This window comes from Streptomyces sp. NPDC048370 (genome assembly GCF_043200825.1).
Lineage (GTDB): Bacteria > Actinomycetota > Actinomycetes > Streptomycetales > Streptomycetaceae > Streptomyces.
The window spans coordinates 372,756-393,280 of the sequence record NZ_JBICYI010000006.1 but is presented as its reverse complement, the minus strand read 5'-3'; the positions used below and the strand labels follow the sequence as shown (position 1 = coordinate 393,280).

23 protein-coding genes are annotated in these 20,525 nt (G+C 70.6%); 12 read left to right on the top strand and 11 right to left on the bottom strand.

The features are described 5' to 3' along the window. Positions 1-8 precede the first annotated feature (8 nt). Positions 9-368: an NADH-quinone oxidoreductase subunit A gene (locus ACGFYP_RS16890; RefSeq protein WP_030494815.1), complete on the bottom strand. Its 360-nt coding sequence runs from the start codon at positions 366-368 to the stop codon at positions 9-11. Between the two features lie 679 nt (positions 369-1,047). Between ACGFYP_RS16890 and ACGFYP_RS16885 the strand changes: the two genes are divergently transcribed. Then, positions 1,048-1,884: a C40 family peptidase gene (locus tag ACGFYP_RS16885; protein ID WP_361960916.1), complete on the top strand. Its 837-nt coding sequence runs from the start codon at positions 1,048-1,050 to the stop codon at positions 1,882-1,884. 79 nt (positions 1,885-1,963) lie between these two features. On the opposite strand, the gene ACGFYP_RS16880 is transcribed toward ACGFYP_RS16885, so the two are convergent. After that, entirely contained in the window at positions 1,964-2,854 is an 891-nt protein-coding gene (locus ACGFYP_RS16880) for an NAD(P)-dependent oxidoreductase (RefSeq protein ID WP_393493358.1), read from the bottom strand. Positions 2,855-2,949: 95 nt separating this feature from the next. Here ACGFYP_RS16880 and ACGFYP_RS16875 point away from each other — a divergent pair, with 95 nt between their 5' ends. Further along, a complete protein-coding gene (locus ACGFYP_RS16875) occupies positions 2,950-3,945 on the top strand; it encodes a helix-turn-helix domain-containing protein (protein WP_393493355.1) in 996 nt (331 codons plus the stop codon). Here ACGFYP_RS16875 and ACGFYP_RS16870 read toward each other — a convergent pair. The 5 genes from ACGFYP_RS16870 to ACGFYP_RS16850 form a co-directional block, all read right to left on the bottom strand. Continuing rightward, the gene (locus ACGFYP_RS16870) at positions 3,911-5,197 is read right to left on the bottom strand and encodes a geranylgeranyl reductase family protein (protein WP_361960910.1); all 1,287 of its coding nucleotides are present in this window, start codon (positions 5,195-5,197) and stop codon (positions 3,911-3,913) included. The genes ACGFYP_RS16875 and ACGFYP_RS16870 overlap by 35 nt on opposite strands. Before the next feature lie 107 nt (positions 5,198-5,304). Then, entirely contained in the window at positions 5,305-5,997 is a 693-nt protein-coding gene (locus ACGFYP_RS16865; protein WP_361960908.1) for a demethylmenaquinone methyltransferase, read from the bottom strand. A gap of 328 nt (positions 5,998-6,325) precedes the next feature. Then, positions 6,326-6,925 (bottom strand): hypothetical protein, encoded by a 600-nt coding sequence (locus tag ACGFYP_RS16860; RefSeq protein WP_393493350.1) that lies wholly within the window; start codon positions 6,923-6,925, stop codon positions 6,326-6,328. Between the two features lie 7 nt (positions 6,926-6,932). Continuing rightward, positions 6,933-8,132, bottom strand: a complete 1,200-nt coding sequence (mqnC, locus tag ACGFYP_RS16855; RefSeq protein WP_393493347.1) for a cyclic dehypoxanthinyl futalosine synthase — start codon at positions 8,130-8,132, stop codon at positions 6,933-6,935. Between the two features lie 68 nt (positions 8,133-8,200). Further along, a complete protein-coding gene (locus ACGFYP_RS16850) occupies positions 8,201-9,979 on the bottom strand; it encodes a serine/threonine-protein kinase (protein WP_393493344.1) in 1,779 nt (592 codons plus the stop codon). Positions 9,980-10,272: 293 nt separating this feature from the next. On the opposite strand from ACGFYP_RS16850, the gene ACGFYP_RS16845 reads away from it, so the two are divergent. Then, a complete protein-coding gene (locus ACGFYP_RS16845) occupies positions 10,273-11,334 on the top strand; it encodes an alpha/beta hydrolase (protein WP_393493341.1) in 1,062 nt (353 codons plus the stop codon). A 37-nt stretch (positions 11,335-11,371) separates the two neighbouring features. Here ACGFYP_RS16845 and ACGFYP_RS16840 read toward each other — a convergent pair whose 3' ends face one another. Next, a complete protein-coding gene (locus ACGFYP_RS16840; RefSeq protein ID WP_393493338.1) occupies positions 11,372-12,244 on the bottom strand; it encodes a menaquinone biosynthetic enzyme MqnA/MqnD family protein in 873 nt (290 codons plus the stop codon). Between the two features lie 270 nt (positions 12,245-12,514). Here ACGFYP_RS16840 and ACGFYP_RS16835 point away from each other — a divergent pair, with 270 nt between their 5' ends. From ACGFYP_RS16835 to ACGFYP_RS16825, 3 genes are all read left to right on the top strand, one after another. Next, entirely contained in the window at positions 12,515-12,718 is a 204-nt protein-coding gene (locus ACGFYP_RS16835) for a cold-shock protein (RefSeq protein ID WP_008738468.1), read from the top strand. A gap of 184 nt (positions 12,719-12,902) precedes the next feature. Beyond that, on the top strand, positions 12,903-13,331 hold the full coding sequence (locus ACGFYP_RS16830) for a DUF1992 domain-containing protein (protein WP_393493334.1): 429 nt from the start codon (positions 12,903-12,905) through the stop codon (positions 13,329-13,331). A 16-nt stretch (positions 13,332-13,347) separates the two neighbouring features. Further along, the gene (locus ACGFYP_RS16825; protein ID WP_393493331.1) at positions 13,348-13,863 is read left to right on the top strand and encodes a DinB family protein; all 516 of its coding nucleotides are present in this window, start codon (positions 13,348-13,350) and stop codon (positions 13,861-13,863) included. Positions 13,864-14,049: 186 nt separating this feature from the next. Here ACGFYP_RS16825 and ACGFYP_RS16820 read toward each other — a convergent pair whose 3' ends face one another. After that, positions 14,050-14,505, bottom strand: coding sequence for an Lrp/AsnC family transcriptional regulator (locus ACGFYP_RS16820; protein ID WP_393493328.1), 456 nt, complete (start codon positions 14,503-14,505; stop codon positions 14,050-14,052). 112 nt (positions 14,506-14,617) lie between these two features. Here ACGFYP_RS16820 and ACGFYP_RS16815 point away from each other — a divergent pair, with 112 nt between their 5' ends. Then, on the top strand, positions 14,618-15,235 hold the full coding sequence (locus ACGFYP_RS16815) for a LysE family translocator (RefSeq protein ID WP_393493325.1): 618 nt from the start codon (positions 14,618-14,620) through the stop codon (positions 15,233-15,235). A gap of 37 nt (positions 15,236-15,272) precedes the next feature. After that, a complete protein-coding gene (locus ACGFYP_RS16810; protein WP_393493322.1) occupies positions 15,273-15,752 on the top strand; it encodes a PaaI family thioesterase in 480 nt (159 codons plus the stop codon). Here the strand turns inward: ACGFYP_RS16810 and ACGFYP_RS16805 are convergent. Next, positions 15,737-15,952, bottom strand: a complete 216-nt coding sequence (locus ACGFYP_RS16805; RefSeq protein ID WP_393493319.1) for a hypothetical protein — start codon at positions 15,950-15,952, stop codon at positions 15,737-15,739. The two genes, ACGFYP_RS16810 and ACGFYP_RS16805, sit on opposite strands and share 16 nt — an antisense overlap. Positions 15,953-16,050: 98 nt before the next feature. Between ACGFYP_RS16805 and ACGFYP_RS16800 the strand changes: the two genes are divergently transcribed. Both ACGFYP_RS16800 and ACGFYP_RS16795 read left to right on the top strand, forming a co-directional pair. Continuing rightward, entirely contained in the window at positions 16,051-16,404 is a 354-nt protein-coding gene (locus tag ACGFYP_RS16800) for an FG-GAP repeat domain-containing protein (RefSeq protein WP_393493493.1), read from the top strand. A 227-nt stretch (positions 16,405-16,631) separates the two neighbouring features. Beyond that, positions 16,632-18,869, top strand: coding sequence for an FG-GAP repeat domain-containing protein (locus ACGFYP_RS16795; protein ID WP_393493316.1), 2,238 nt, complete (start codon positions 16,632-16,634; stop codon positions 18,867-18,869). On the opposite strand, the gene ACGFYP_RS16790 is transcribed toward ACGFYP_RS16795, so the two are convergent. Beyond that, positions 18,824-19,273, bottom strand: coding sequence for an ATP-binding protein (locus ACGFYP_RS16790; RefSeq protein ID WP_393493315.1), 450 nt, complete (start codon positions 19,271-19,273; stop codon positions 18,824-18,826). The genes ACGFYP_RS16795 and ACGFYP_RS16790 overlap by 46 nt on opposite strands. Before the next feature lie 91 nt (positions 19,274-19,364). Between ACGFYP_RS16790 and ACGFYP_RS16785 the strand changes: the two genes are divergently transcribed. Further along, positions 19,365-20,228, top strand: coding sequence for a Scr1 family TA system antitoxin-like transcriptional regulator (locus ACGFYP_RS16785; protein ID WP_393493312.1), 864 nt, complete (start codon positions 19,365-19,367; stop codon positions 20,226-20,228). Further along, a complete protein-coding gene (locus ACGFYP_RS16780) occupies positions 20,225-20,470 on the top strand; it encodes a DUF397 domain-containing protein (protein ID WP_393493309.1) in 246 nt (81 codons plus the stop codon). The genes ACGFYP_RS16785 and ACGFYP_RS16780 overlap by 4 nt, the downstream gene beginning before the upstream one ends. The last annotated feature ends 55 nt before the right edge of the window (positions 20,471-20,525 follow it).

The following is a 20,525-nucleotide window of genomic DNA, read 5'->3' as shown; positions in this document are numbered from 1 at the left end:
TCAGCCCCTCAGTCCCATTCCAGGCCGCCGCGCCGCCACACGTAGGCGTAGGCGACGAAGACGGTGAGCACGAAGAGCAGCATCTCCACGAGCCCGAAAAGCCCCAGGGCGTCGAAGGTGACGGCCCAGGGGTAGAGGAAGACGATCTCGATGTCGAAGACGATGAAGAGCATCGCCGTCAGGTAGTACTTGATGGGGAAGCGGCCGCCTCCGGCCGGAGTGGGCGTCGGTTCGATGCCGCACTCGTATGCCTCAAGTTTTGCCCTGTTGTACCGCTTTGGGCCGATTAGCGTGGCCATGACCACGGAGAAGATCGCAAACCCCGCACCCAGGGCACCGAGCACGAGGATGGGCGCGTACGCATTCACGCTCCTCGCTCCTTCCAGTCGTCCTTGACCGTTGGACCGCACTGTCGGGCGCAAAGATCGCCCCCATGTGAGGCAGTTCACAAGCCCGACTGCCCCGCATCTTATGCCCGCCCCTCTGTGATCTGCGACACGGGGTACACCAACGACTTTGTGATCTCCACCACCTGACGAAGGATCATGAAGTCGGATGAGCGGTGATCTTGGCACTCGAAGCGCCCAGGTGATCACCAGATGTGACATCCGGACCGGAAAGCGCTGGTCGGAGGGGTGCCGCACTATCAAGAGGTGGTGGGTACAAGCAAATTGGCGATGGACTCGCGGCCGGTGGTAAAGGAGCGGGCCTTCGCCCGGTCGAGGGGTCGGCCGGAGCGAAGTGGACGTGTGCGCCGATTCACGAACCGTCCGCCCGCCTGATGGACCCCGGATGTGACCTGCGCCACATGCGCACCGGCCCGGAGAAATCGGGGCTTGGCCATCGGTGTGAAGAGGTGGTAAGCGGCGGTCAATTAGGACGTTTCGCGGAAAACCCGTGATCAAGGGCCAGATGAGCCATGCCCGGATTGTCCGTTACGGCGTCAATAAGGTCGCCAGATAAGCGGATTGGGTAGTTCCGAACGTAACTGTGGCGCAACCCACGTTTCTTGATGGGAACCGTGAAGCCCTGATAGCGGTTGTACTCATGTCCCAGACCGCTCACATACCCAGCCACCGGAAGCCCCGCCGTAGCGCCTCGAAGCTCGCGCTCCGTGCCGGAGTTGCCGGTGGCGTCCTCAGCACCATCGCGGTGGCGGGTGCTGCCGGGCCGGCGAATGCCGAGCCGGTGACCGAGACCATCGAGATGCCCACGCTGGGCTCGCTCGACACCGACCTGGCGAGCGCCGTCTCCGCCTCGGCCGAGGCGTCCCAGCAGGAGGCCCTCGACCTGAGCCTGCAGGCCCAGGAGAAGGCCGCCCTGGAGAAGGCCGCCAAGGACGCCAAGAAGGCCAAGGCCGAGGCCGACCGCAAGGCGGAGGCCGAGAAGGCGGAGAGGGCCGAGAAGGCCCGCGAGGAGGCCCGCGAGCGCGCCTCCCGCACCCAGACGCGCACCACGCTCTCCGACTCCGGCTCCTCGTCGTCCTCCGACAGCGGCTCCTCGTCCAGCAGCGAGACCCAGGCGCCCACCGGCTCCGCCGCCGCCATCGTGGCCTTCGCCCGCGCCCAGGTCGGCGACGCCTACGTCCGTGGCGGCACGGGTCCCAACTCCTGGGACTGCTCCGGCCTCGTCCAGGCCGCGTACCGCCAGGCCGGCATCGACCTGCCCCGGATCTCCGGCGACCAGTCGTCCATGGGCACGTCCGTCTCGCTGAGCAACCTCCAGCCGGGCGACATCCTCTACTGGGGCAGCCGCAGCGGCTCGTACCACGTGGCCATCTACGTGGGCGGCGGCAAGTACGTCGGCGCGCAGAACCCGTCGACCGGTGTCGTCGAGCGCTCCCTGGACTGGGACACCCCCTCCGGCGCCGTACGCATCCTCTGATCCGTACCTCTCGCACGACGAAGACACGACGAAGGGCCGTCACTCCTCGGGGGAGCGACGGCTCTTCGCCGCTTTCGCCCTACTTGCCCCGGAAGGTCTCGATGAGGCGGGCGTAGCTGTCGCCGCCGTGCCCCGCCGCCGCGGCCTCCCGCATCAGCTCCAGGTGCAGGCGCGGCAACCGCCCGTCGACCCCGCGCGCCTCTCCGGCCTCAAGGAGATGCCCGATGGTGGCCACCTGGACGTCGATGGTGGCGTCCGAGCCCGGGTACTCCCCCGCGTCGATCTGCTCGGCGTACGTGGAGAGGAACCAGGAGACCGTCTTCAGCCAGCGGTTCGCGAGCGCCGTGAAGTCCTCGGCCGCGACCCCGTCCGCGCCCGCGAGGGCGGTGGCGTGCAGCCAGCCGCCGAAGACCGACCACATGAGACCGAGCAGCCCGGCGTCGTACAGCGAGGCGAGTCCCGCGTCCGGGCCGAGGTCGACCGGGTCGCCCAGCACCTCCAGGGTCGCCCGGTGTGCGGCGAGCAGGGCGGGCGAGCCCGCGTACAGGATCATGTTGGCGCTGTCGCCGATCCCCGGCGGGGTCGTCATGATGCCGCCGTCCAGATAGCCGACGCCGTGCGCCGCCGCCCACTCCGCCTCCGCGCGGGCCTGCTCCGGAGAGCCGCTGGTGAGGTTGACCAGGACCCGGCCCCGGAGCATCGCCGCCACCGGGGCGAGGAGTTCGCGCGCCGCCGCGTAGTCGAGGACGCAGACCACGACGAGCCCGCTCGCCTCGACGGCTTCGGCGACGGTCGCGGCGCGGGCGGCGCCCCGGGCGACCAGGGCGTCGGCCTTGGCCTGCGTACGGTTGAAGACGGTGGTGGGGTGGCCCGCGGCGAGGAAGGCGTCGGCGAGGGCGGAGCCCATCTGCCCGAGGCCGATGACGGTGACGGTGGTGTTGTTCTGCTGGTTCGTGTGCCGTGCGTTCATGGGCTCCACGCTCGCAGCGGCGGAATCCGGCCGACAGTGGCAGGACTGACCACGACCGCACGATTCCTGCCGGGGCCTCACGTAGGGTCGGCGGCATGAGCGCAGGGACCGTCGCCATCGCCGTCGTACCGGACCAGCGGGTCGGCACCTCGCTGTGGGAGCTGTACGAACTCTCCATCGCCGCCGCCGTCTTCGGCGTCCCCCACCCCGACCTCGCCGACCCCTGGTACGAGCTCCGGCTGTGCGGCGACTCGGGCGGCACGGGCGTCTTCTCCGTCCGCACCGACCACGGTCTCGACGGGCTCGTGGGCGCGGACACCGTGATCGTGCCGTCCGTGCCCGAAGCGGTCGTGGACGACGGCGAGGAGGTGCCGGCCGACCTCGTCGAGGCGCTGCGCGCCGCCGCCGCGGGCGGCGCCCGGATGGTCTCCCTGTGCACCGGTGCGTTCGCGCTCGCCGCCGCCGGGCTGCTCGACGGCCGCCGGGCCACCGCCCATTGGCAGCACACCGGACAGCTCGCCGCCCGGCACCCCGGGGTGATCGTGGACGACTCGGTCCTCTACACGGACGAGGGAACGGTCCTCACGAGCGCCGGGGCCACCGCCGCGCTCGACCTCTGTCTGCACCTGGTCCGCACCGACCTCGGCGCGACCGTCGCCGGACAGCTCGCCCGCCGCCTCGTCGTCCCGGCCCACCGCACCGGCGGACAGGCCCAGTTCATCGAGGCGCCGCTCCCGCCGAGCGACGCCGACAGCCTGGGGCCCGTACTGCAGTGGGCGACCGAGCACCTGGCCGAGCCGCTGACCGTGGAAGGGCTCGCGCTGCGCGCGCGGATGTCGCCGCGCACCTTCCACCGCCGGGTGCAGGAGGCGTACGGGACCACCCCGCTGCAGTGGCTGCTCCAGCAGCGGGTGGCACGCGCCCAGACGCTCCTGGAGTCGACCGATCTGCCCGTGGAGCAGATCGGCGACCACAGCGGGCTCGGTACGGCGGCCAATCTGCGCCGCCACTTCACCCGTACCGTCGGGGTCTCCCCTTCGGACTACCGCCGGGCGTTCAGGCCTTCGGGGCCACCTTCGAGAGGCCGTTGATGATGCGGTCCATGGCGTCGCCGCCCGTCGGGTCGGTCAGGTTCGCCAGCATCTTCAGCGTGAACTTCATCAGGACCGGGTGGGTCAGACCGCGCTGGGTCGCGATCTTCATGACCCTCGGGTTGCCGATGACCTTCACGAAGGCGCGGCCGAGCGTGTAGTACCCGCCGTAGGTGTCCTTGAGGATCTTCGGGTAGTTGTGCAGGGCCAGTTCGCGCTGGGCCGGGGTCGCGCGGGCGTGCGCCTGGACGATGACGTCGGCCGCGATCTGGCCCGACTCCATGGCGTACGCGATGCCCTCGCCGTTGAACGGGTTGACCAGGCCGCCCGCGTCACCGACGAGCAGCAGGCCCTTGGTGTAGTGCGGCTGGCGGTTGAAGGCCATCGGAAGGGCGGCGCCGCGGATCGGGATCGTCATGTTCTCCGGGGTGAAGCCCCAGTCCTCCGGCATCGAGGCGCACCACGCCTTGAGGACCTCGCGCCAGTCCAGCTCCCGGAACGCGGAGGAGGAGTTCAGGATGCCGAGGCCGACGTTGGACGTGCCGTCGCCCATGCCGAAGATCCAGCCGTAGCCGGGCAGCAGACGGTCCTGCGGGCCGCGCCGGTCCCACAGCTCCAGCCAGGACTCCAGGTAGTCGTCGTCGTGGCGGGGGCTGGTGAAGTACGTCCGTACGGCCACGCCCATCGGCCGGTCCTCGCGCCGGTGCAGGCCCATGGCGAGCGAGAGCCGGGTCGAGTTGCCGTCGGCGGCGACGACGAGCGGCGCGTGGAAGCTGACCTCGCGCTTCTCCTCGCCGAGCTTGGCGGTCACGCCGGTGATCCGGCCGGTGCGGTCGTCGATGATCGGGGCGCCGACGTTGCAGCGCTCGTACAGCCGGGCGCCGGCCTTCTGCGCCTGCCGCGCGAGCTGCTCGTCGAAGTCGTCACGCTTACGGACGAGTCCGTAGTCCGGGTACGAGGCGAGGTCCGGCCAGTCGAGCTGGAGGCGGACGCCGCCGCCGATGATCCGCAGGCCCTTGTTGCGCAGCCAGCCGGCCTCCTCGGAGATGTCGATCCCCATGGAGACGAGCTGCTTGGTGGCGCGGGGCGTGAGGCCGTCGCCGCAGACCTTCTCGCGGGGGAACGCGGTCTTCTCCAGGAGCAGGACGTCGAGTCCGGCCTTGGCGAGGTAGTACGCGGTCGTCGAACCGGCCGGGCCCGCCCCGACGACGATCACATCTGCGCTGTGCTCGGAGAGGGGCTGCTCGGTCACGGCGGTGTCTCCCGAAGGTCTAGGGCGAGGGCGGTCGGTTGCAGTCTATGGCGGGCGGTTTCGGGCATCCGGGCAGGCCCGGGCTCGCCCGGCGGCCCGGACACGAGCTACGGCTTGAAGCCGCGGTGGAGGGCGACGATGCCGCCCGACAGGTTCCGCCAGGCGACCTTCGACCAGCCCGCCTTCTGGAGCAGGCCGGCCAGGGTCGGCTGGTCCGGCCAGGACCGGATGGACTCGGCGAGGTAGACGTACGCGTCCGGGTTGGACGAGACCGCGCGGGCCACCGGCGGGAGCGCGCGCATCAGGTACTCCTCGTACACCGTGCGGAACGGCGCCCAGGTGGCGTGCGAGAACTCGCAGATCACGACGCGGCCGCCGGGCTTCGTCACCCGGTACAGCTCGCGCAGCGCGGCCTCGGTGTCCTGGATGTTGCGCAGCCCGAAGGAGATGGTGACGGCGTCGAACACGTCGTCGCGGAAGGGCAGGTTCATGCCGTCGCCGGCCGTGAACGGCATCCACGGGTGCCGCTTCTTGCCGACCCGGAGCATGCCGAGCGAGAAGTCGCAGGGGACGACGTACGCCCCCGCGCGGGCGAAGGGCTGCGAGGAGGTCGCGGTCCCGGCCGCCAGGTCCAGGACACGCTGCGCGGGGCGGGCGTCGACCGCCTTGGCGACCTCCTTGCGCCAGCGCCGGTCCTGCCCGAGCGAGAGCACGTCGTTGGTGAGGTCGTAGTTCGCCGCGACGTCGTCGAACATCGAGGCGACTTCGTTCGGCTGCTTGTCCAGGGATGCGCGGGTCACTGGCGTTCGGCCTCGCAGACTCGGGTACGGGCGGTACGGGGGTACGGGGGTACGGGCCCATTCTCGCAGGCCCCTCCGCACCCTCGGCCGGGGGCATGCCGAGCGGGCGCCGACCGTGCCGCGGCGTCCATGTCTCCACCGACCGGAAGACACCGCCGCGCACCCCCTAGGGCCTCTCGTTTGGATCATGCCGGGCTCGCGGGGCCTGGCACCGCGCCTCGCCGCGTTGTCGTCGGTTGCCATGGCTCCGCCATGACGCCCTCCTCCGCCTTGCGATGCACGGCACCAGACCCCGCTCCCTGATCCGGCCTGATCCAAACGAAAGACCCTAGCGGCGGCGGTGGACCAGGCGGCCTTCGATGACGGTGGCCACGCAGGTCGAGGCTCCGAGGCGGACGAGGGCCGCGGGGTCGGGGACGTCGAAGACGGCGAAGCGGGCCGGGCCGCCCGGGGCCAGGCGCGGCAGCAGCACGAGCGGCACCGGGGAGAAGGACGGGGGCCCCGGCAGCACCTCGGGCCGTCGGCCGACGGCGAGTCCGGCCCGGCGGACCGCGTCCACGGCGGCCCGGCCGCGCAGTTCACCCGCGACGGCGACCGTCCCGTGCGCCAGCATCCGCTGCACGCCGCGCCGCGCGGAGGCGCTCCGCCGCGAGGGGTCGGCGCGGAAGATCCGCTGCGCCCGCTCCCCCGTGATCGGCTCGGTGCCGAACCCCTCGGCCTCCCGCGGATCCGGGTGGTAGGCGCCTTCGAGCAGCTCGGGCGCGTACGGGTTGAGCAGGCCGGGCGTGAGGATGCCCGGCCACCGCCGCACCCGTGCTTCGGGCCGGACGGCGACCAGGTCCTCGTACGGGCCGACGGCGGCGAGGTGCGCGCCGTCGACCAGGACCGCGATCTCGGGCGACGCCTCGGCGACGTGGATCGTCAGCACGGGGGCGTCAGTTGGCGTCGAGGAGCTTCAGCTCCGGGTGGGCCGTACCGCCCTCGATCGCCGTCGACGAGATGTGCGAGGCGACCCGCTCGTCGACCGGGTCGTTCGCCGGGTCGTCGTGCACGAGCAGGTGCTCGTACGTCGTCGCGCGCTGCGCCGGGACGCGGCCCGCCTTGCGGATCAGGTCGATGATCTCCATGCGGTTCGAGCGGTGCTTCGCGCCCGCGGAGGAGACCACGTTCTCCTCCAGCATGATCGAGCCCAGGTCGTCCGCGCCGTAGTGCAGCGACAGCTGGCCGACCTCCTTGCCCGTGGTCAGCCAGGAGCCCTGGATGTGGGCGATGTTGTCCATGAAGAGCCGCGCGATCGCGATCATCCGCAGGTACTCGAAGAGCGTGGCCTGCGTACGGCCCTTGAGGTGGTTGTTCTCGGGCTGGTACGTGTACGGGATGAAGGCCCGGAAGCCGCCCGTCCGGTCCTGCACGTCACGGATCATCCGCAGGTGCTCGATGCGCTCGGCGTTCGTCTCGCCCGTGCCCATCAGCATCGTGGACGTCGACTCGACGCCCAGCTTGTGCGCGATCTCCATGATCTCCAGCCACCGCTCGCCGCTCTCCTTGAGCGGGGCGATCGCCTTGCGCGGCCGCTCCGGCAGCAGCTCGGCGCCGGCGCCCGCGAAGGAGTCGAGACCGGCCGCGTGGATGCGGGTGATCGCCTCCTCGACGGAGACGCCCGAGATCCGGGCCATGTGGTCGACCTCGGACGCGCCGAGGGAGTGGATGACCAGCTGCGGGAAGTCCTTCTTGATGGCCGCGAAGTGCTTCTCGTAGTACTCGACGCCGTAGTCCGGGTGGTGTCCGCCCTGGAACATGATCTGCGTGCCGCCGAGCTCCACGGTCTCCGCGCAGCGGCGCAGGATGTCGTCGAGGTCGCGGGTCCAGCCCTTGGCGGTGTCCTTCGGCGGCGCGTAGAAGGCGCAGAACTTGCACGCCGTCACGCAGACGTTCGTGTAGTTGATGTTCCGCTCGATGATGTACGTCGCGATGTGCTCGGTCCCCGCGTACCGGCGGCGGCGCACCGCGTCGGCCGCAGCGCCCAGCGCGTGCAGCGGCGCGGAGCGGTAGAGGTCGAGCGCCTCCTCGGGGGTGATCCGGCCACCCTCGGCGGCGCGGTCGAGCACGGACTGAAGGTCGGCCTTCTCGGTCACCGGGTGCGTCCCTTTCGGAGGGGTTCTTGGGCTTCTTGGCGGGCCGAACCAGCCTACGCCAGCACTTCTCAGGACTTCCGCAGGGTGCCGGTCGGTCGGCCCGCCGCTTCTTCGTGGGAGCGGTAGGCCAGGGTTCCGTCGGCGGCGAGGGTGAGGGTGAAGGAGGAGGCGCCGGTGGTGCAGAGGCCGGCGGTGCCGGGGCGGTCGGGGTCGGTGCGGTCCGCGACCCGGAGTTCGGTGGGGGTGGCGGAGGTGAGGCTGCCGATGCCGTGGCAGCTGACGGTGGTGCCGAGGAGGCTGATGGTGTGCGTGGTGCGGACGACGTCCTCGCCGGTACGGCCCTTGGTGACGACGGCGGTGAAGTCGCCGTGCGGGGAGCCGTTGGCCTCGGTGGTGGGCCCGGTCCAGGTACCGAGGAAGGGGGCGGGGACAGAGCCGGTGGGGGTGGCGGGCGGCTTCGTGGTGGGCGGCTTCGTGGTGGGCGCCTTGGTGGTCGGGTCCGTGGGTTCCGTGGCCGCCGGTGGGGTCGACGAGCTGCCGCCGGTCTTGCCCGCGTCGGCCTTCCTGCCGCCGCCGGGCAGCAGGTCGTAGAGGAACCCGGCCCCCAGCGTCACGGTGGCGAGCGCCCCCGCCACGGCCAGCGCGACCGTACAGCTCACCCGCCGCCCCGCCACGGCGAAGGTCGCCCGCCGCTCACCGGCCGGGGCGGGGGTGGGTACGGGGGCGGGGGCGGGCGCAGCGGTCGGGGGGCCGTACACGCCGGGGGCCGGATGGGCCGGGTGGGCCGAGCTGTTCGGGCTGTTCGGGGTGTTCGAGCTGTACGGCGCCAGGGTCGCCGGAGGGCCGAAGACGCCCGACGGCGGGCCGGTCATGCCCCCGTCCACCGACGGGGCCGTGAAGGGCACCGGGCCAGACAGATGCGGGTACTCGTTCCCGGGGGCCCCGTCCGCGTCCGCGTCGAAGTCCAGGAGGCGTACGGCGGACCGGCTGATCTCCTCCAGGAGGCGGGGCGGCAGCCAGCCGGACGCCACCAGGGCCGCCGCGCCGGCCGGGGCGAGGGCGGCGGCGAGGGCGGTCGGGGTCGGGCGGGCCGACGGGGTCTTCGCGAGGCAGGCCTTCACCAGATCGAGCAGCTCCCCCGAGAGCGCGCCCAGTTCGGGTTCCTCGTGGACCACCTTGTAGAGCAGGGCCGCCGAGGTGTCTCCGGGGAAGGGCGGGGCGCCGGTCGCCGCGTACGCCAGGACCGCACCGAGCGAGAAGACGTCGGAGGCGCCGGTCGCGCCGTGCCCGAGGATCTGCTCGGGCGCCATGTAGCCGGGCGAGCCGACGGAGACCCCGCTCGCGGTGAGCGAGGCGGTGCCGTCCGTGGCCCGCGCGATACCGAAGTCGATGAGGCGGGGGCCCTCCAGGGTGGCAAGCACGTTGGACGGCTTCACGTCGCGGTGGACCAGGCCGAGCCCGTGCACGCCCGCGAGGGCCTCGGCGAGACCGGCGCCCAGGGCCCGTACGGTGTGCTCGGGCAGCGGGCCGACCGCCTCCACGGCCCGGGTGAGCGTCGGCCCGGCGACGTAACCGGTCGCGACCCAGGGGACGGGCGCCTCGGGGTCCGCGTCCAGGACGGGCGCCGTCCACCGGCCGCCGACGCGGCGCGCGGCCGCCACCTCGCGCCGGAAACGCTCCCGGAACTGCTCGTCCAGGGCGAAGTGCGGGTGCACGATCTTGACGGCGACGGTCCGGCCGCCCTCCGTTCGGGCCAGATAGACGCGACCCATCCCGCCGGCACCGAGCCGGCCGAGGATCCGGTACGCGCCGATGGTCCTGGGCTCCCCCGCGTCGAGCGGCTGCATGTCTCCCCCTTGGTGGCCCGGACGTGGCCCGGTCGGTGGCCCTGTCGGTGGCCGGTCGTGGCTCCGGCCGGCAGCCGGTCGGTGAACCGGCTGGTGGCCGGTCGGTGGCCCGGTCGTGGTCCGGTCGGCGGCTCGGTGGGTTGCCTGTCGGTGGCCGTCGTGGCCCGAACCGTGGGCCGGATCACCACGATTCGGAACCGTACCCAGCCAACCGATCTCCCACCACGCCCCTCCTCCCTTCCGTAGCCCCTTCCGTAATCGACCACAGTGTCTGAAACATCCGGAGTCGCCCCATGAACCGCCTCCCCAGGTTCCTCGCCACCGCCCTCGCTCTCGGTACCGCGGCCGCACTGGTGACCGGCTGCTCCGACGAGGGTGCGCCACTCTCGTTCGACACCCCCACGAGCGACACGAGCACGACGCAACAGGCGAAGGACCCCGGGAAGGGCACGGGGAAGGACGGCGCGGGCAAGAGCACCGGCAGCGGTCCCGAAACGGTTCTCCCCACCGGCCCCAAGGCGAGTTTCACGACGGCCAACACCCTGGAGGACGGCACCAAGATCGGTGTCACCACGCTCGCCGGAGCGAAGTCCGGCTTCACGGGCAAGGTGTGGGTGTGGGCGCCGAAGCAGTATTTCGACCCGAAGTACGCGAAGAGCGGCTTCCCGGTCCTCATGGCGCTTCCGGGCGGAAACGGGTATCCGATGAATTACTGGATGGGCACGGACCTCAAACTCCAGTCGCGCATCAGCACGTGGTCACAGGAGGGAAAGAGCCTTCCGTTCATTGTGGTGATGCCCGTCCTCAACCCGGACGACAAGTTCTACTACGACGGCAGCGATATCCCGGGGCAGCCGAAAATGGGCACCTGGCTGACCGAGGACGTGCCAGAGTTTGTACAGGCGAATTTCCGTACCTTCGCGTCCCGTGACGGCTGGGCATTCATGGGCTCGTCCTCGGGCGCCTTCGCCGGACTCAAGGCCGTGCTCCAGCGCCCGGACCGGTTCAAGGCCGTGATCGCGTCGGGCCCCGACACCGTGCCCGACTCGCCGCTCTGGGCCGGCCACGAGGCGCAGCGGCAGGCGAACAACCCGGAGAAGCTGGCCAAGGCGCTCGGCGCGAAGCCGGACACGGAGAAGAACCGGGTCTACCTCGCGTTCCAGATCGGGACGGAGGAGTCCGGCATGGGCACCCTGAAGACCTTCATGAAGAACTACACGAAGGGCCCGGTGAAGACCCGCCTCCAGGTCATCCAGGGCGGCGGGCACAACGCCAAGGGGTACGTCCGGGGGATGGGGGACGGCTCGATCGCCTGGATCAGCAAGCAGATGCAGGGCCCGATCCCGTCCTCCTGACCCCTACCCACACCGCTGCCCCCGCCCCTCCGGCGCGTCAGCGCCGGTGGGCGCCGAGCAGGTCGACCCGTACGTCCGCCGGGAAGCCGGTCGTCGGACCGGTCCGGCGGGCGAACTCACGTACCCCCGCCAGCTGCTCCGGGCCGAACCGGAAGTCCAGGGTCCGGAAGTACCGCTCCAGCAGCTCGGCGTCGAAGGACTCCCAGCGCGCCGCCTGCTCCGCGACCTTGTGGACCTCGACCAGCGACAGGTCCCGCGAGGCCAGGAACGCCTCGTGGACCTCGCGCACGGTCTCCGGCTCGCGGGCCAGGAAGTCCTTGCGCGCCGCCCACACCGCGAAGACGAACGGAAGGCCCGTCCACTCCTTCCACATAAGACCCAGGTCATGGACCTGGAGCCCGAGGCGCGGGGCGTCGTGCAGCGAGGCCCGCAGGGCGGCGTCGCCGATGAGGACGGCGGCGTCCGCCTCCTGCATCATCAGCCCGAGGTCGGGCGGGCACGTGTAGTAGTCGGGCCGTACGCCGTACTGCTCGGCGAGCAGCAGCTGCGCGAGCCGTACGGAGGTACGGGAGGTGGAGCCGAGCGCCACCCGCGCCCCGTCGAGCCGCTCCAGCGGCCGCTGGGAGACGATCACGCAGGACATGACGGGGCCGTCGCAGCCCACGGCGATGTCGGGCAGGGCGACGAGGTCGTCCGCGTTGCGGAGGTATTCGACGAGCGTGATGGGGCCGATATCGAGGCCGCCGCCCACCAGGCGCTCGCTGAGCTTCTCCGGGGTGTCCTTGGTCAGCTCCAGATCGAGGAGCGTTCCGGTGCGGGCCAGCCCCCAGTAGAGGGGCAGACAGTTCAGGAACTGGATGTGTCCGACGCGGGGCCGGCTGCGCTGGTGGTCATCGGTTGCATTGTCCACATCGCGAGGCTAGACCCGTCTCGTACGGTGGACATCGCCGGGGCGCGCGTGGCGCTCACGTCAGCACGTCAGAAGGTCGTCAAACGTGTGGGTGACGTGATCTTTCCCTCTAGTGCGTCGCCCACCCTGCGTGCTACGCTCCTCGCAAGTTGCAGTTTGGTTTCCCTTGCAGTACAGAGCCTGCGGAGCATGTGACCCGCAGGCTTTTGTAGTTTTCAGACTTGTTTGCAGGTTCTGGAGCAGGGCAACCCTTTGGCCCAAGGAGGGCTTATGGCTACCGGAACCGTCAAGTGGTTCAACGCTGAAAAGGGCTTCGGCTTCATCGCCCAGGACGGCGGCGGCCCGGATGTCTTCGTCCACTACTCCGCGATCAACGCGTCTGGGTTCCGCTCCCTCGAGGAGAACCAGCTCGTGAACTTCGACGTCACGCAGGGTCCGAAGGGCCCGCAGGCGGAGAACGTCACCCCGGCCTAAGTTGCCCGGGTCGGCGATCGCGCACGGCTAGAGAAGTACCCAAGGAGCCCCGCTCCGTGCCTTCGGGCACGAGCGGGGCTCCTGCCTTTGGTCCGGACGCCGTTTCGCGGACCGATCCGTCCGGCCACTTTCTGGTCCGTCCGGACGCCTGCCCGCCTGTCCCGGCGCCTCTTAGTCTGGACGTATGACCGAACGGAAACCGCCCGGCGTCAGCTTCGAGTCATTCGTGGACAAGCAGATCCGCGAAGCCGCGGAACGCGGCGAATTCCGGAAGCTGGCCGGCTTCGGCAGACCGCTGGAGGACGACACCGCGCCGTACGACGAGCTGTGGTGGATCAAGCGGAAGATGCACCGCGAGGGCGCGTCCGTCCTCCCGCCCGCCCTTGCGCTCCGCAAGGAGGCCGAGGACGCGCGGGCGGCGATCGACGAGGCCGTCTCCGAGGCGCAGGTGCGCCGGATCCTCGGCGAGATCAACACCAAGATCGCGGAGGCCGTCCGCCGCCCGCCCGCGGGCCCGCCGCTGAACTTGCGGCCCTTCGACGTGGAGGCGACGGTGGCGGAGTGGCGGACGTCGCGCCCCGGCCAGGAGGGCGAGCACGGCACGCACGGCTAGCGAGGAGTTGGATGACATGAGGAGCGCCGACCTGCTGGTGGACGCGTTCGGGCGCGTCCAGGAGGCCGTGCACGGGGCCGTCGAGGGGCTGTCGGAGGACGAACTGACGGCCAGGATCGACGAGGACGCGAACTCGATCGCCTGGCTGGTCTGGCACCTCACCCGGATCCAGGACGATCATGTCGCGGGCGTGTTCGACGCCGAGCAGGTCTGGACGGCCGACGGCTGGAAGGCCCGCTTCGGGCTGCCCTTCTCCGCCCGCGCCACCGGCTACGGCCACTCCAGCAGCCAGGTCGCCGCCGTCCGCGCCCCGGCGGAGCTCCTCCTCGGCTACTACGACGCCGTGCACGAGCAGAGCCTGAAACACCTCGGGAGCCTGACCGACGCGGACCTCGACCGGGTCGTCGACGAGGCCTGGGACCCGCCGGTCACGCTCGGCGTACGGCTGGTGAGCGTGATCGCGGAGGACAACCAGCACGCGGGCCAGGCGGCGTACGTACGGGGCGTGGTGGAGCGGCGCGCAGGGGCGTGACGCGGGGGCCCTCGACGGGCGCGCGACACGTCGCTTCTGTTGGGTTGGCGGCGTAAGTGCCTGTCAGCCGATCGGTGCCTCTACTGGCCATTGGCCTCGCGGGACGCCGGATCGGTGTGCGACAGATGTCGTGCAGGGCCGGCTCCCGACAACGGTGAGCCCCAGTAGCGCAGTGGTGCGCGAGGGTCAGCTCTCCGGCAGGGGCCGGTCGTCGATGACGTTCTTCATGACGAGGGTGGAAGTCAGGCGTTGCACCCCAGGCAGCCGGGCGAGCCGCTGGTCGTACAGCTCCTGGAACGCGGCCAGGTCGGCGGTTGCGACCCTCAGGAGGTAGTCGGGTTCGCCGAAGAGGCGCTGCGCCTGGAGCACGTGGGGAACGGTGGCCACGGCCTCTTCGAAGGCCGTGACGGTGTCGGGGCTCTCCCAGCGCAGGGTGGCGAAGACGAGCGCTTCGAAGTGCAGGCCGACGGCGGCCGGGTCGACCACGGCGCGGTAGCCGCGGATCGCCCCTTCGCGTTCGAGGTCGCGCAGCCGACGGTGGCAGGGCGAGACGCTGAGCTTCACCCGCGCCGCCAGCTCGGTGATGGTCAGACGGCCGTCGAGCTGCAGCTCGGTGAGAATCTTCCGGTCCAGGGCATCCATGGAGAAGATTCTCCCTCCAATCACGCGATCATGGAGTAAAGACGCAAACACTTTCGGGCAAATCCGGCCTAACGTTCCCTCCACGGCGAGAAGATGTGAGAGGGATCGATCGATGGATACGACGACGCTGGTGGCCTTCCTGGCGGTGGACCTGCTCCTGGTGTTCACCCCTGGCGCGGACTGGGCCTACGCGATCTCCGCAGGGCTGCGGGAACGCTCGGTCGTCCCGGCCGTCACCGGGCTGATCGCCGGACACGCGGCCTACGCGCTGGTGGCCGTCGCGGGCCTGGCGGTGATCGTGGCAAGCTCACCGACCGCCCTCACCGCCCTGACGGTGGCGGGCGCCGGCTACCTGCTGTGGCTGGGGTGGGGCGTTGTGCGGCAGTCGGCCGTACCGGCGGCGGCCGCGGAGACCTCAGGGGCCTCGCGCGTGCAGGTCATGCTCAAGGGGGCTGGCATCAGCGGCCTCAACCCCAAGGCGCTGCTGCTGTACTTCGCGCTGTTCCCGCAGTTCATAGACTCCGCCCACGGCTGGCCAGTGGCCGCGCAGACCGGGCTGCTCAGCACGATGCACCTGGTCGCGTGCACCGTCGTCTACCTCGCCGTTGGCGTCCTGGCCCGCACGGTCCTCAAAACCCGGCCCTCGGCCGCCCGGATCGTCACTCGTATCAGCGGTGCCATGATGATCGCCATCGGTGCCTTCCTGCTGGTGGAACGCCTGGCCGGCTGAGGAAGCTGTCCCCCCACACGGACCGAAGGAGAGACACGTGGAAGACCAGACGCGGCAGGAGCAGGCGAGCCCTGCGGTCCGCAAGCGCGTCCAGGACAGCTTCGACCGCCAAGGGCTCATGGCCCACCTTGGAGCGCGCCTCGCCCACATCGGCGCCGGCCGGGTGCACATCGTGCTCCCGGCCCGCCCCGAGGTGACCCAGCAGCACGGCTACGTTCACGCCGGCGCCACCAGCGCCATCGCGGACACCGCCGGCGGCTACGCGGCACTCACGCTGTTCGACGAGGCATCCGAGGTCCTCACCGTCGAGTACAAGATCAACCTCCTGGCCCCCGCCGCGGGCGACCACCTCGAAGCGATCGGCACCGTCCTGAAGCCCGGACGCACCCTGACCGTGTGCCGGCTGGAGGTGTACGGCGTCCAGAGCGACGGCGACCGGAAGCTCGTCGCCAACGGCCAGCAGACCCTGATCCGGGTGGACATGACCCCCGGCCAGGCAGGTCAGCGGGATCGGTGAGGGCGGCTGTTGAGCTGGTTCATCAACTCGCGGTTGGTGGCCCGAGCGGCCACCAGGTCCTCGTCGCGTTCACCGAGCTGCGCGGCAAGATCGGCGACCTGCTGTTCGAGATGGGCGATCCTCTCCTGAAAAGCGTCGATGTCGGTGGGAGCTCCGAGCCCGGTGGCGCGCCAGGCGTCCTGGCCGAGCGCGTGGGACAACCGTCGTTCGAGGTGGGCGATGTGCTGGGTCTGGCGGGTGCTGCGATCGGTGAGGTTGGCGAGGTCGGCCAGAAGCGACTGCTGGCTGACCCTGGGGCCTGCGGAGCCCTCCTGCGGTTGCGCGGCGCGGGCCAGGACGGCGGCGTGGAGATCGCTGTGCCGGCGCGGCCGACCTGGTCGCCCGCGACGCGGCCGGCGTCCTCTGGCTGTACCAGGGCTCCGGCCCCGGCGCGTTCTCCACGCGGGTGCGGCTCGGCGCGGGCTGGAACACGTTCACCCAGCTCGTCGGCGTCGGCGACGCCGACCGCGACGGCCGCGCCGACCTCTACGCCGTCGGCGCGGGCGGCTCGTTCCTCTACCCGGGCACGGGCAGCGCGAGCACCCCGTTCGGTCCGCGCGTCGCCAACTCGGTGAACGTGAACGCCCACCGGTTCAACCACACGGTGTTCTAGCACCACGGTGTTCCAGGAACCCGGTCGTCCGGCAGGACGGTGTTCCAGCAGGACGACGAACGGCCCGGGCCGGCCACGCGAAGACCGACGAACCCTCGCGCGGCCGGCCCGCCCGACCGACCCCCACCGGAACCTCCGCTTCCCGTACAACCCTTCACCCACCTCACGGGTCCCACCCGCAACGGCGGATCACCGCCGCACCAGCGTTTTCTGGGGGAGGGACCCCTTTGATCCACGTTCGTACGCCCCGTCGACGTCTCGCCGCCGCCGTCACGGCCGTACTCGCCGTCACGGCAGCGGGTCTGGCCACTCCGGCGGTGGCGACGCCGCTGTACGGCGCAGAGACGACGGCCACCGCTTCGGCGGCGGACCAGGACGTCATCTCGCTGCCGCCCGGCTCGTACCTCATCGGCGTCGGCCCTTCGGGATTCCTGACCTACCAGTCGAGCGATACGGCGACCGCGTACAGCTGGACGCGGCACTCGGACGGCGTCACGACCCCACTGCCCCCGAACCTGTACCTGGGTAGCGCCCAGACGGACATCGCCGTGACGTCGGACGAGGGCATCCACACGCTGCACGACCTGGCCACAGGTGCCGACCCCGTGGAGATCGACTCCACCGGTCTCGGCCCCGACGCCGACCTCCACAGGCTGGTCGGCTCCACCCTCGTCATGTCGAAGCCCAACTCCACCGGCGGTACCGAAGTCCACCTCGTCAGCAAGCCGGCGGACACCGTCCTCGACCGCAAGGTGACCGGGCTGCCCGAGAACGCCTGGGTCTACCGGTACGGCGTGTCCTCGCCGGACACCCTGATCCTCAGTTACAACACGGTGGGCGCCCCCGGGAAGCATCTCGCCCTCGTGGACGTCGCCACCGGTGCGGTCATCGAGGACCGTGTCATCTCCGGGGTCGGCAACCAGGGCGACACGAGCACGTCCGCCACGCACGTGGCCTGGACGGAGACTTCCGACACCGACACCGTGACCTTGGTTGTGGCCCGGCGTGGTGACACCTCGACCGGACCCGAACGCATCGGCCTGGGGTGGGGGAGCGTCCAGGCCGAGCTGCTGGGCAGCGACTGGGTGACGTACGGGGTGGACGAAAGGATGCAGTACTACCCCAATCACCTCTACGGGCTGACGGCACGTTCGCTGACGACCGGGAAGACCGTCAAGCTCCTGGACAGCGTGCAGCACGTCATGCGCGAGGCCGACGGGCGGCAGCTCGTGCAGGGCGGCACGGTCGAGCACGGCAAGGGCGTCTACCGGATCTCCGTCGGCACCGACGGCACCCCCGTCGCCACCCTCGTGGCGAGCACGGGTGAGTCCCTGGCGATCACCGCCGAGGTCTACAAGCCGCTCCCTGACGTCGTCGACTTCGGCAGCGGTGACGCGAAGTTCTGGTGGCTCACCAATCGGGAACACACGGAGCTGCAGCTCCAGCTGACCCACACCGCGTCCGGGAAGCAATGGACCTCCGAGCCCGGAGGGATCGCCGGACCCGGCGTCAGCGGAGTCATCTGGACAGGTCTGTTCAGCGACTACACCTCCGCGTACAACGGCGACTACACCTGGCGCATGACCCTACGGCCCAGCAACGGCATCGGGCCGGCGGTGGAGCAGACCGGCACGCTCAAGGTCGCCAACAAGCCCGCCCCGCACGACTTCTCCGACAGTGGCGCCCCCGACCTGCTCGTCAAGGACGGCTCGGGCAGGCTGATCGGCTACGACGCCCGCCAGACGCTGTACCAGACCGGGAAGTGGGTCTTCCCGTCGAAGCGCGAGCAGGTCGCCTTGGGCACGGGGTGGAACATCTACGACCGCGTGGCGGCCCCCGGCAACCTCGGCGGCTCCGTGCACGCCGACGTGATCGGCCGGGACCGGGCCGGCGACCTGTGGCTCTACACGGGCACCGGAAAGCACTTCGCGCCGCGTACGAAGATCGGCGGCGGCTGGCAGATCTACGACAAGCTCACCGGCGGCAGCGACCTGACCGGCGACGGGCGCCCCGACCTGGTCGCCGCCGACAAGGCCGGCGACCTGTACCTCTACAAGGGCACGGGCAACGCGGCAGCCCCCTTCGCCGCCCGCAAGAAGATCGGCGGAGGCTGGGGCATCTACAACCAGCTCACCGCCACCGGCGACCTCGGCGGAGCCCCCGCCGGAGACCTCCTCGCCCGCGACAAGGCCGGAGTGCTCTGGCTCTACCTCGGCAAGGGCGACGGCACGTTCGCCGCGCGCACGAGGCTCGGCGCGGGCTGGAACCAGTACACCGACATCGTAGGCGTCGGCGACACCAACAGGGACGGCCATGCCGACCTGGTCGTCCAGGGCGTCGCCGGTGGCACGAACGACACCCTCGCCCACTACGAGGGCACCGGCGACTGGCGCAGACCCTTCGGCAACCGCCAAAAGGCCTACAACCCGGAGGAGCTCGGAACAGGTTCCGTGACCCTGTTCTGACGTGACATCGGCACGGTCGCCCAGACCGTCTTGCCGACGCAGCGGTCCTTGACGCCCCAGGCACTGGTGAGGGCGGATACGAGCAACAGCCCGTATCCGCCCTCGTCGGGTCTACGGACCGGCGAGGGCCGCCGCTCGCCCCGCGCGTCGGACAGCTCGATCCGTACGTGGTCGTCATCGCGCGCCATCCGCACCTCGAAGTCCCGACCGGGCACCCGGCCATGGCGGACGGCATTGGTGGCGAGTTCGGCGACGACCAGTTCGGCCGCCTCGGCGGCGGAGCCGGTGACGCCCCAGTCGTGGAGCTGCTGCACGGCGAGTAACCGCGCGAGACGTGCGCCCCGGCGCGTGGCCGAGAGCCGGAGCGTGAACTCACCGGTTGGAGTGGCGTTTTCGGACTTCATGTCCCCGATCTTGAGCCTCCGGGCCTACCCTGACCAGCAGCGACGGTACGACGCTGAGTGACTGTACGGGCACGCCAAGAAGGCGGTACGGATGTCGGGGAACGAGGAGGAACGGCCGGAACGGCCGTCCGAAGTCGACGGTACGGCGCACTTGTTCAGTGCGATCGGAAAGATCATCAAGGTGCTGCGGAAGAACGCGGGCCTGAGTCAGGCGGAACTGGCGACGGCCACGCACTGCAGCGAGGACCTGGTCTCGTCGGTGGAGCGCGGGGTACGGACGCCTCAGCCGGACTTCCTTGAGCGGGCGGAACGGGCGCTGGGCGCGGGGGGCGTGCTCACGGCCGCGGTGGACGACGTACGGGAGGCGCTGGCGCGGGCGCGGACGCGGCATCCGGACTGGTTCCAGGACTTCGCGAAGGCGGAGGCGGAGGCGGTGGCGCTGCACTACTACGCGGTTCAGGCAGTGCCTGGAATTCTGCAGACGGAAGCGTACGCCCGAGCGGTGTACGGCCATCGCCGCCCCATGTGGGACGAGGAGACCATCGAGAAGCGCGTGACGGACCGCCTGGCCCGTCAGGTGCTCCTCGACAAGTGGCCTGCTCCCACGATCAGCTTCGTCCTGGAAGAGGCGATCCTGCACCGCCCGACTGGCGGCTTGGAGGTCCATCGCGAGCAAATGCGCCGCCTCTTGGAGGTCGGCAGTAGACGCACCATCCACCTCCAGGTGATGCCCCTCAGCCGCACGGAACACCCTTCACTCGACGGCTCGTTCACGCTCCTCACCCCCAAGGGGCGGCGCGAGGTCGGGTACACCGAGATCTACGGACACGCGCGCCTGATCACCGACCCCGAACTCGTACGCCAGTGCACCGAGCGCTATGGGATCATCCGGGCGCAGGCGCTCACGCCCCGCGAGTCCCTGGAGTTGATCGAGAAGATGCTGGGAGAGCTATGAGCACCACGGATCTGGCCTGGTTCAAGAGCAGCTACAGCAGTGGCGAGGGCGGCGAGTGCATCGAGGTCGCCTACGACTGGCGCAAGTCCAGCTACAGCGGAGCAGAAGGCGGCGAGTGCGTCGAGGTAGCCGCCCACCCCACCACCATCCACGTCCGCGACTCCAAGAACCCCCACGGCCCCCAGCTCGCCGTCGCCCCCGGTGCCTGGGCGGCGTTCGTCGGGTTCGCGTACCGGGGCTAGCGGGCGGCGGCGCCTCCCCGCCACCTGGATGTCGTTCTCCGTACAACCGAACGGC

What these genes read in the sequence shown, in the direction of transcription:
- ACGFYP_RS16790 (WP_393493315.1), bottom strand. Translation starts at nt 19,273, where the DNA reads ATGAAGTCCGAAAACGCCACTCCAACCGGTGAGTTCACGCTCCGGCTC.
- ACGFYP_RS16825 (WP_393493331.1), top strand. Translation starts at nt 13,348, where the DNA reads ATGAGGAGCGCCGACCTGCTGGTGGACGCGTTCGGGCGCGTCCAGGAG.
- ACGFYP_RS16830 (WP_393493334.1), top strand. Translation starts at nt 12,903, where the DNA reads ATGACCGAACGGAAACCGCCCGGCGTCAGCTTCGAGTCATTCGTGGAC.
- ACGFYP_RS16875 (WP_393493355.1), top strand. Translation starts at nt 2,950, where the DNA reads ATGAGCGCAGGGACCGTCGCCATCGCCGTCGTACCGGACCAGCGGGTC.
- ACGFYP_RS16850 (WP_393493344.1), bottom strand. Translation starts at nt 9,979, where the DNA reads ATGCAGCCGCTCGACGCGGGGGAGCCCAGGACCATCGGCGCGTACCGG.
- ACGFYP_RS16880 (WP_393493358.1), bottom strand. Translation starts at nt 2,854, where the DNA reads ATGAACGCACGGCACACGAACCAGCAGAACAACACCACCGTCACCGTC.
- ACGFYP_RS16820 (WP_393493328.1), bottom strand. Translation starts at nt 14,505, where the DNA reads ATGGATGCCCTGGACCGGAAGATTCTCACCGAGCTGCAGCTCGACGGC.
- ACGFYP_RS16785 (WP_393493312.1), top strand. Translation starts at nt 19,365, where the DNA reads ATGTCGGGGAACGAGGAGGAACGGCCGGAACGGCCGTCCGAAGTCGAC.
- ACGFYP_RS16780 (WP_393493309.1), top strand. Translation starts at nt 20,225, where the DNA reads ATGAGCACCACGGATCTGGCCTGGTTCAAGAGCAGCTACAGCAGTGGC.
- ACGFYP_RS16835 (WP_008738468.1), top strand. Translation starts at nt 12,515, where the DNA reads ATGGCTACCGGAACCGTCAAGTGGTTCAACGCTGAAAAGGGCTTCGGC.
- ACGFYP_RS16815 (WP_393493325.1), top strand. Translation starts at nt 14,618, where the DNA reads ATGGATACGACGACGCTGGTGGCCTTCCTGGCGGTGGACCTGCTCCTG.
- ACGFYP_RS16885 (WP_361960916.1), top strand. Translation starts at nt 1,048, where the DNA reads ATGTCCCAGACCGCTCACATACCCAGCCACCGGAAGCCCCGCCGTAGC.
- ACGFYP_RS16845 (WP_393493341.1), top strand. Translation starts at nt 10,273, where the DNA reads ATGAACCGCCTCCCCAGGTTCCTCGCCACCGCCCTCGCTCTCGGTACC.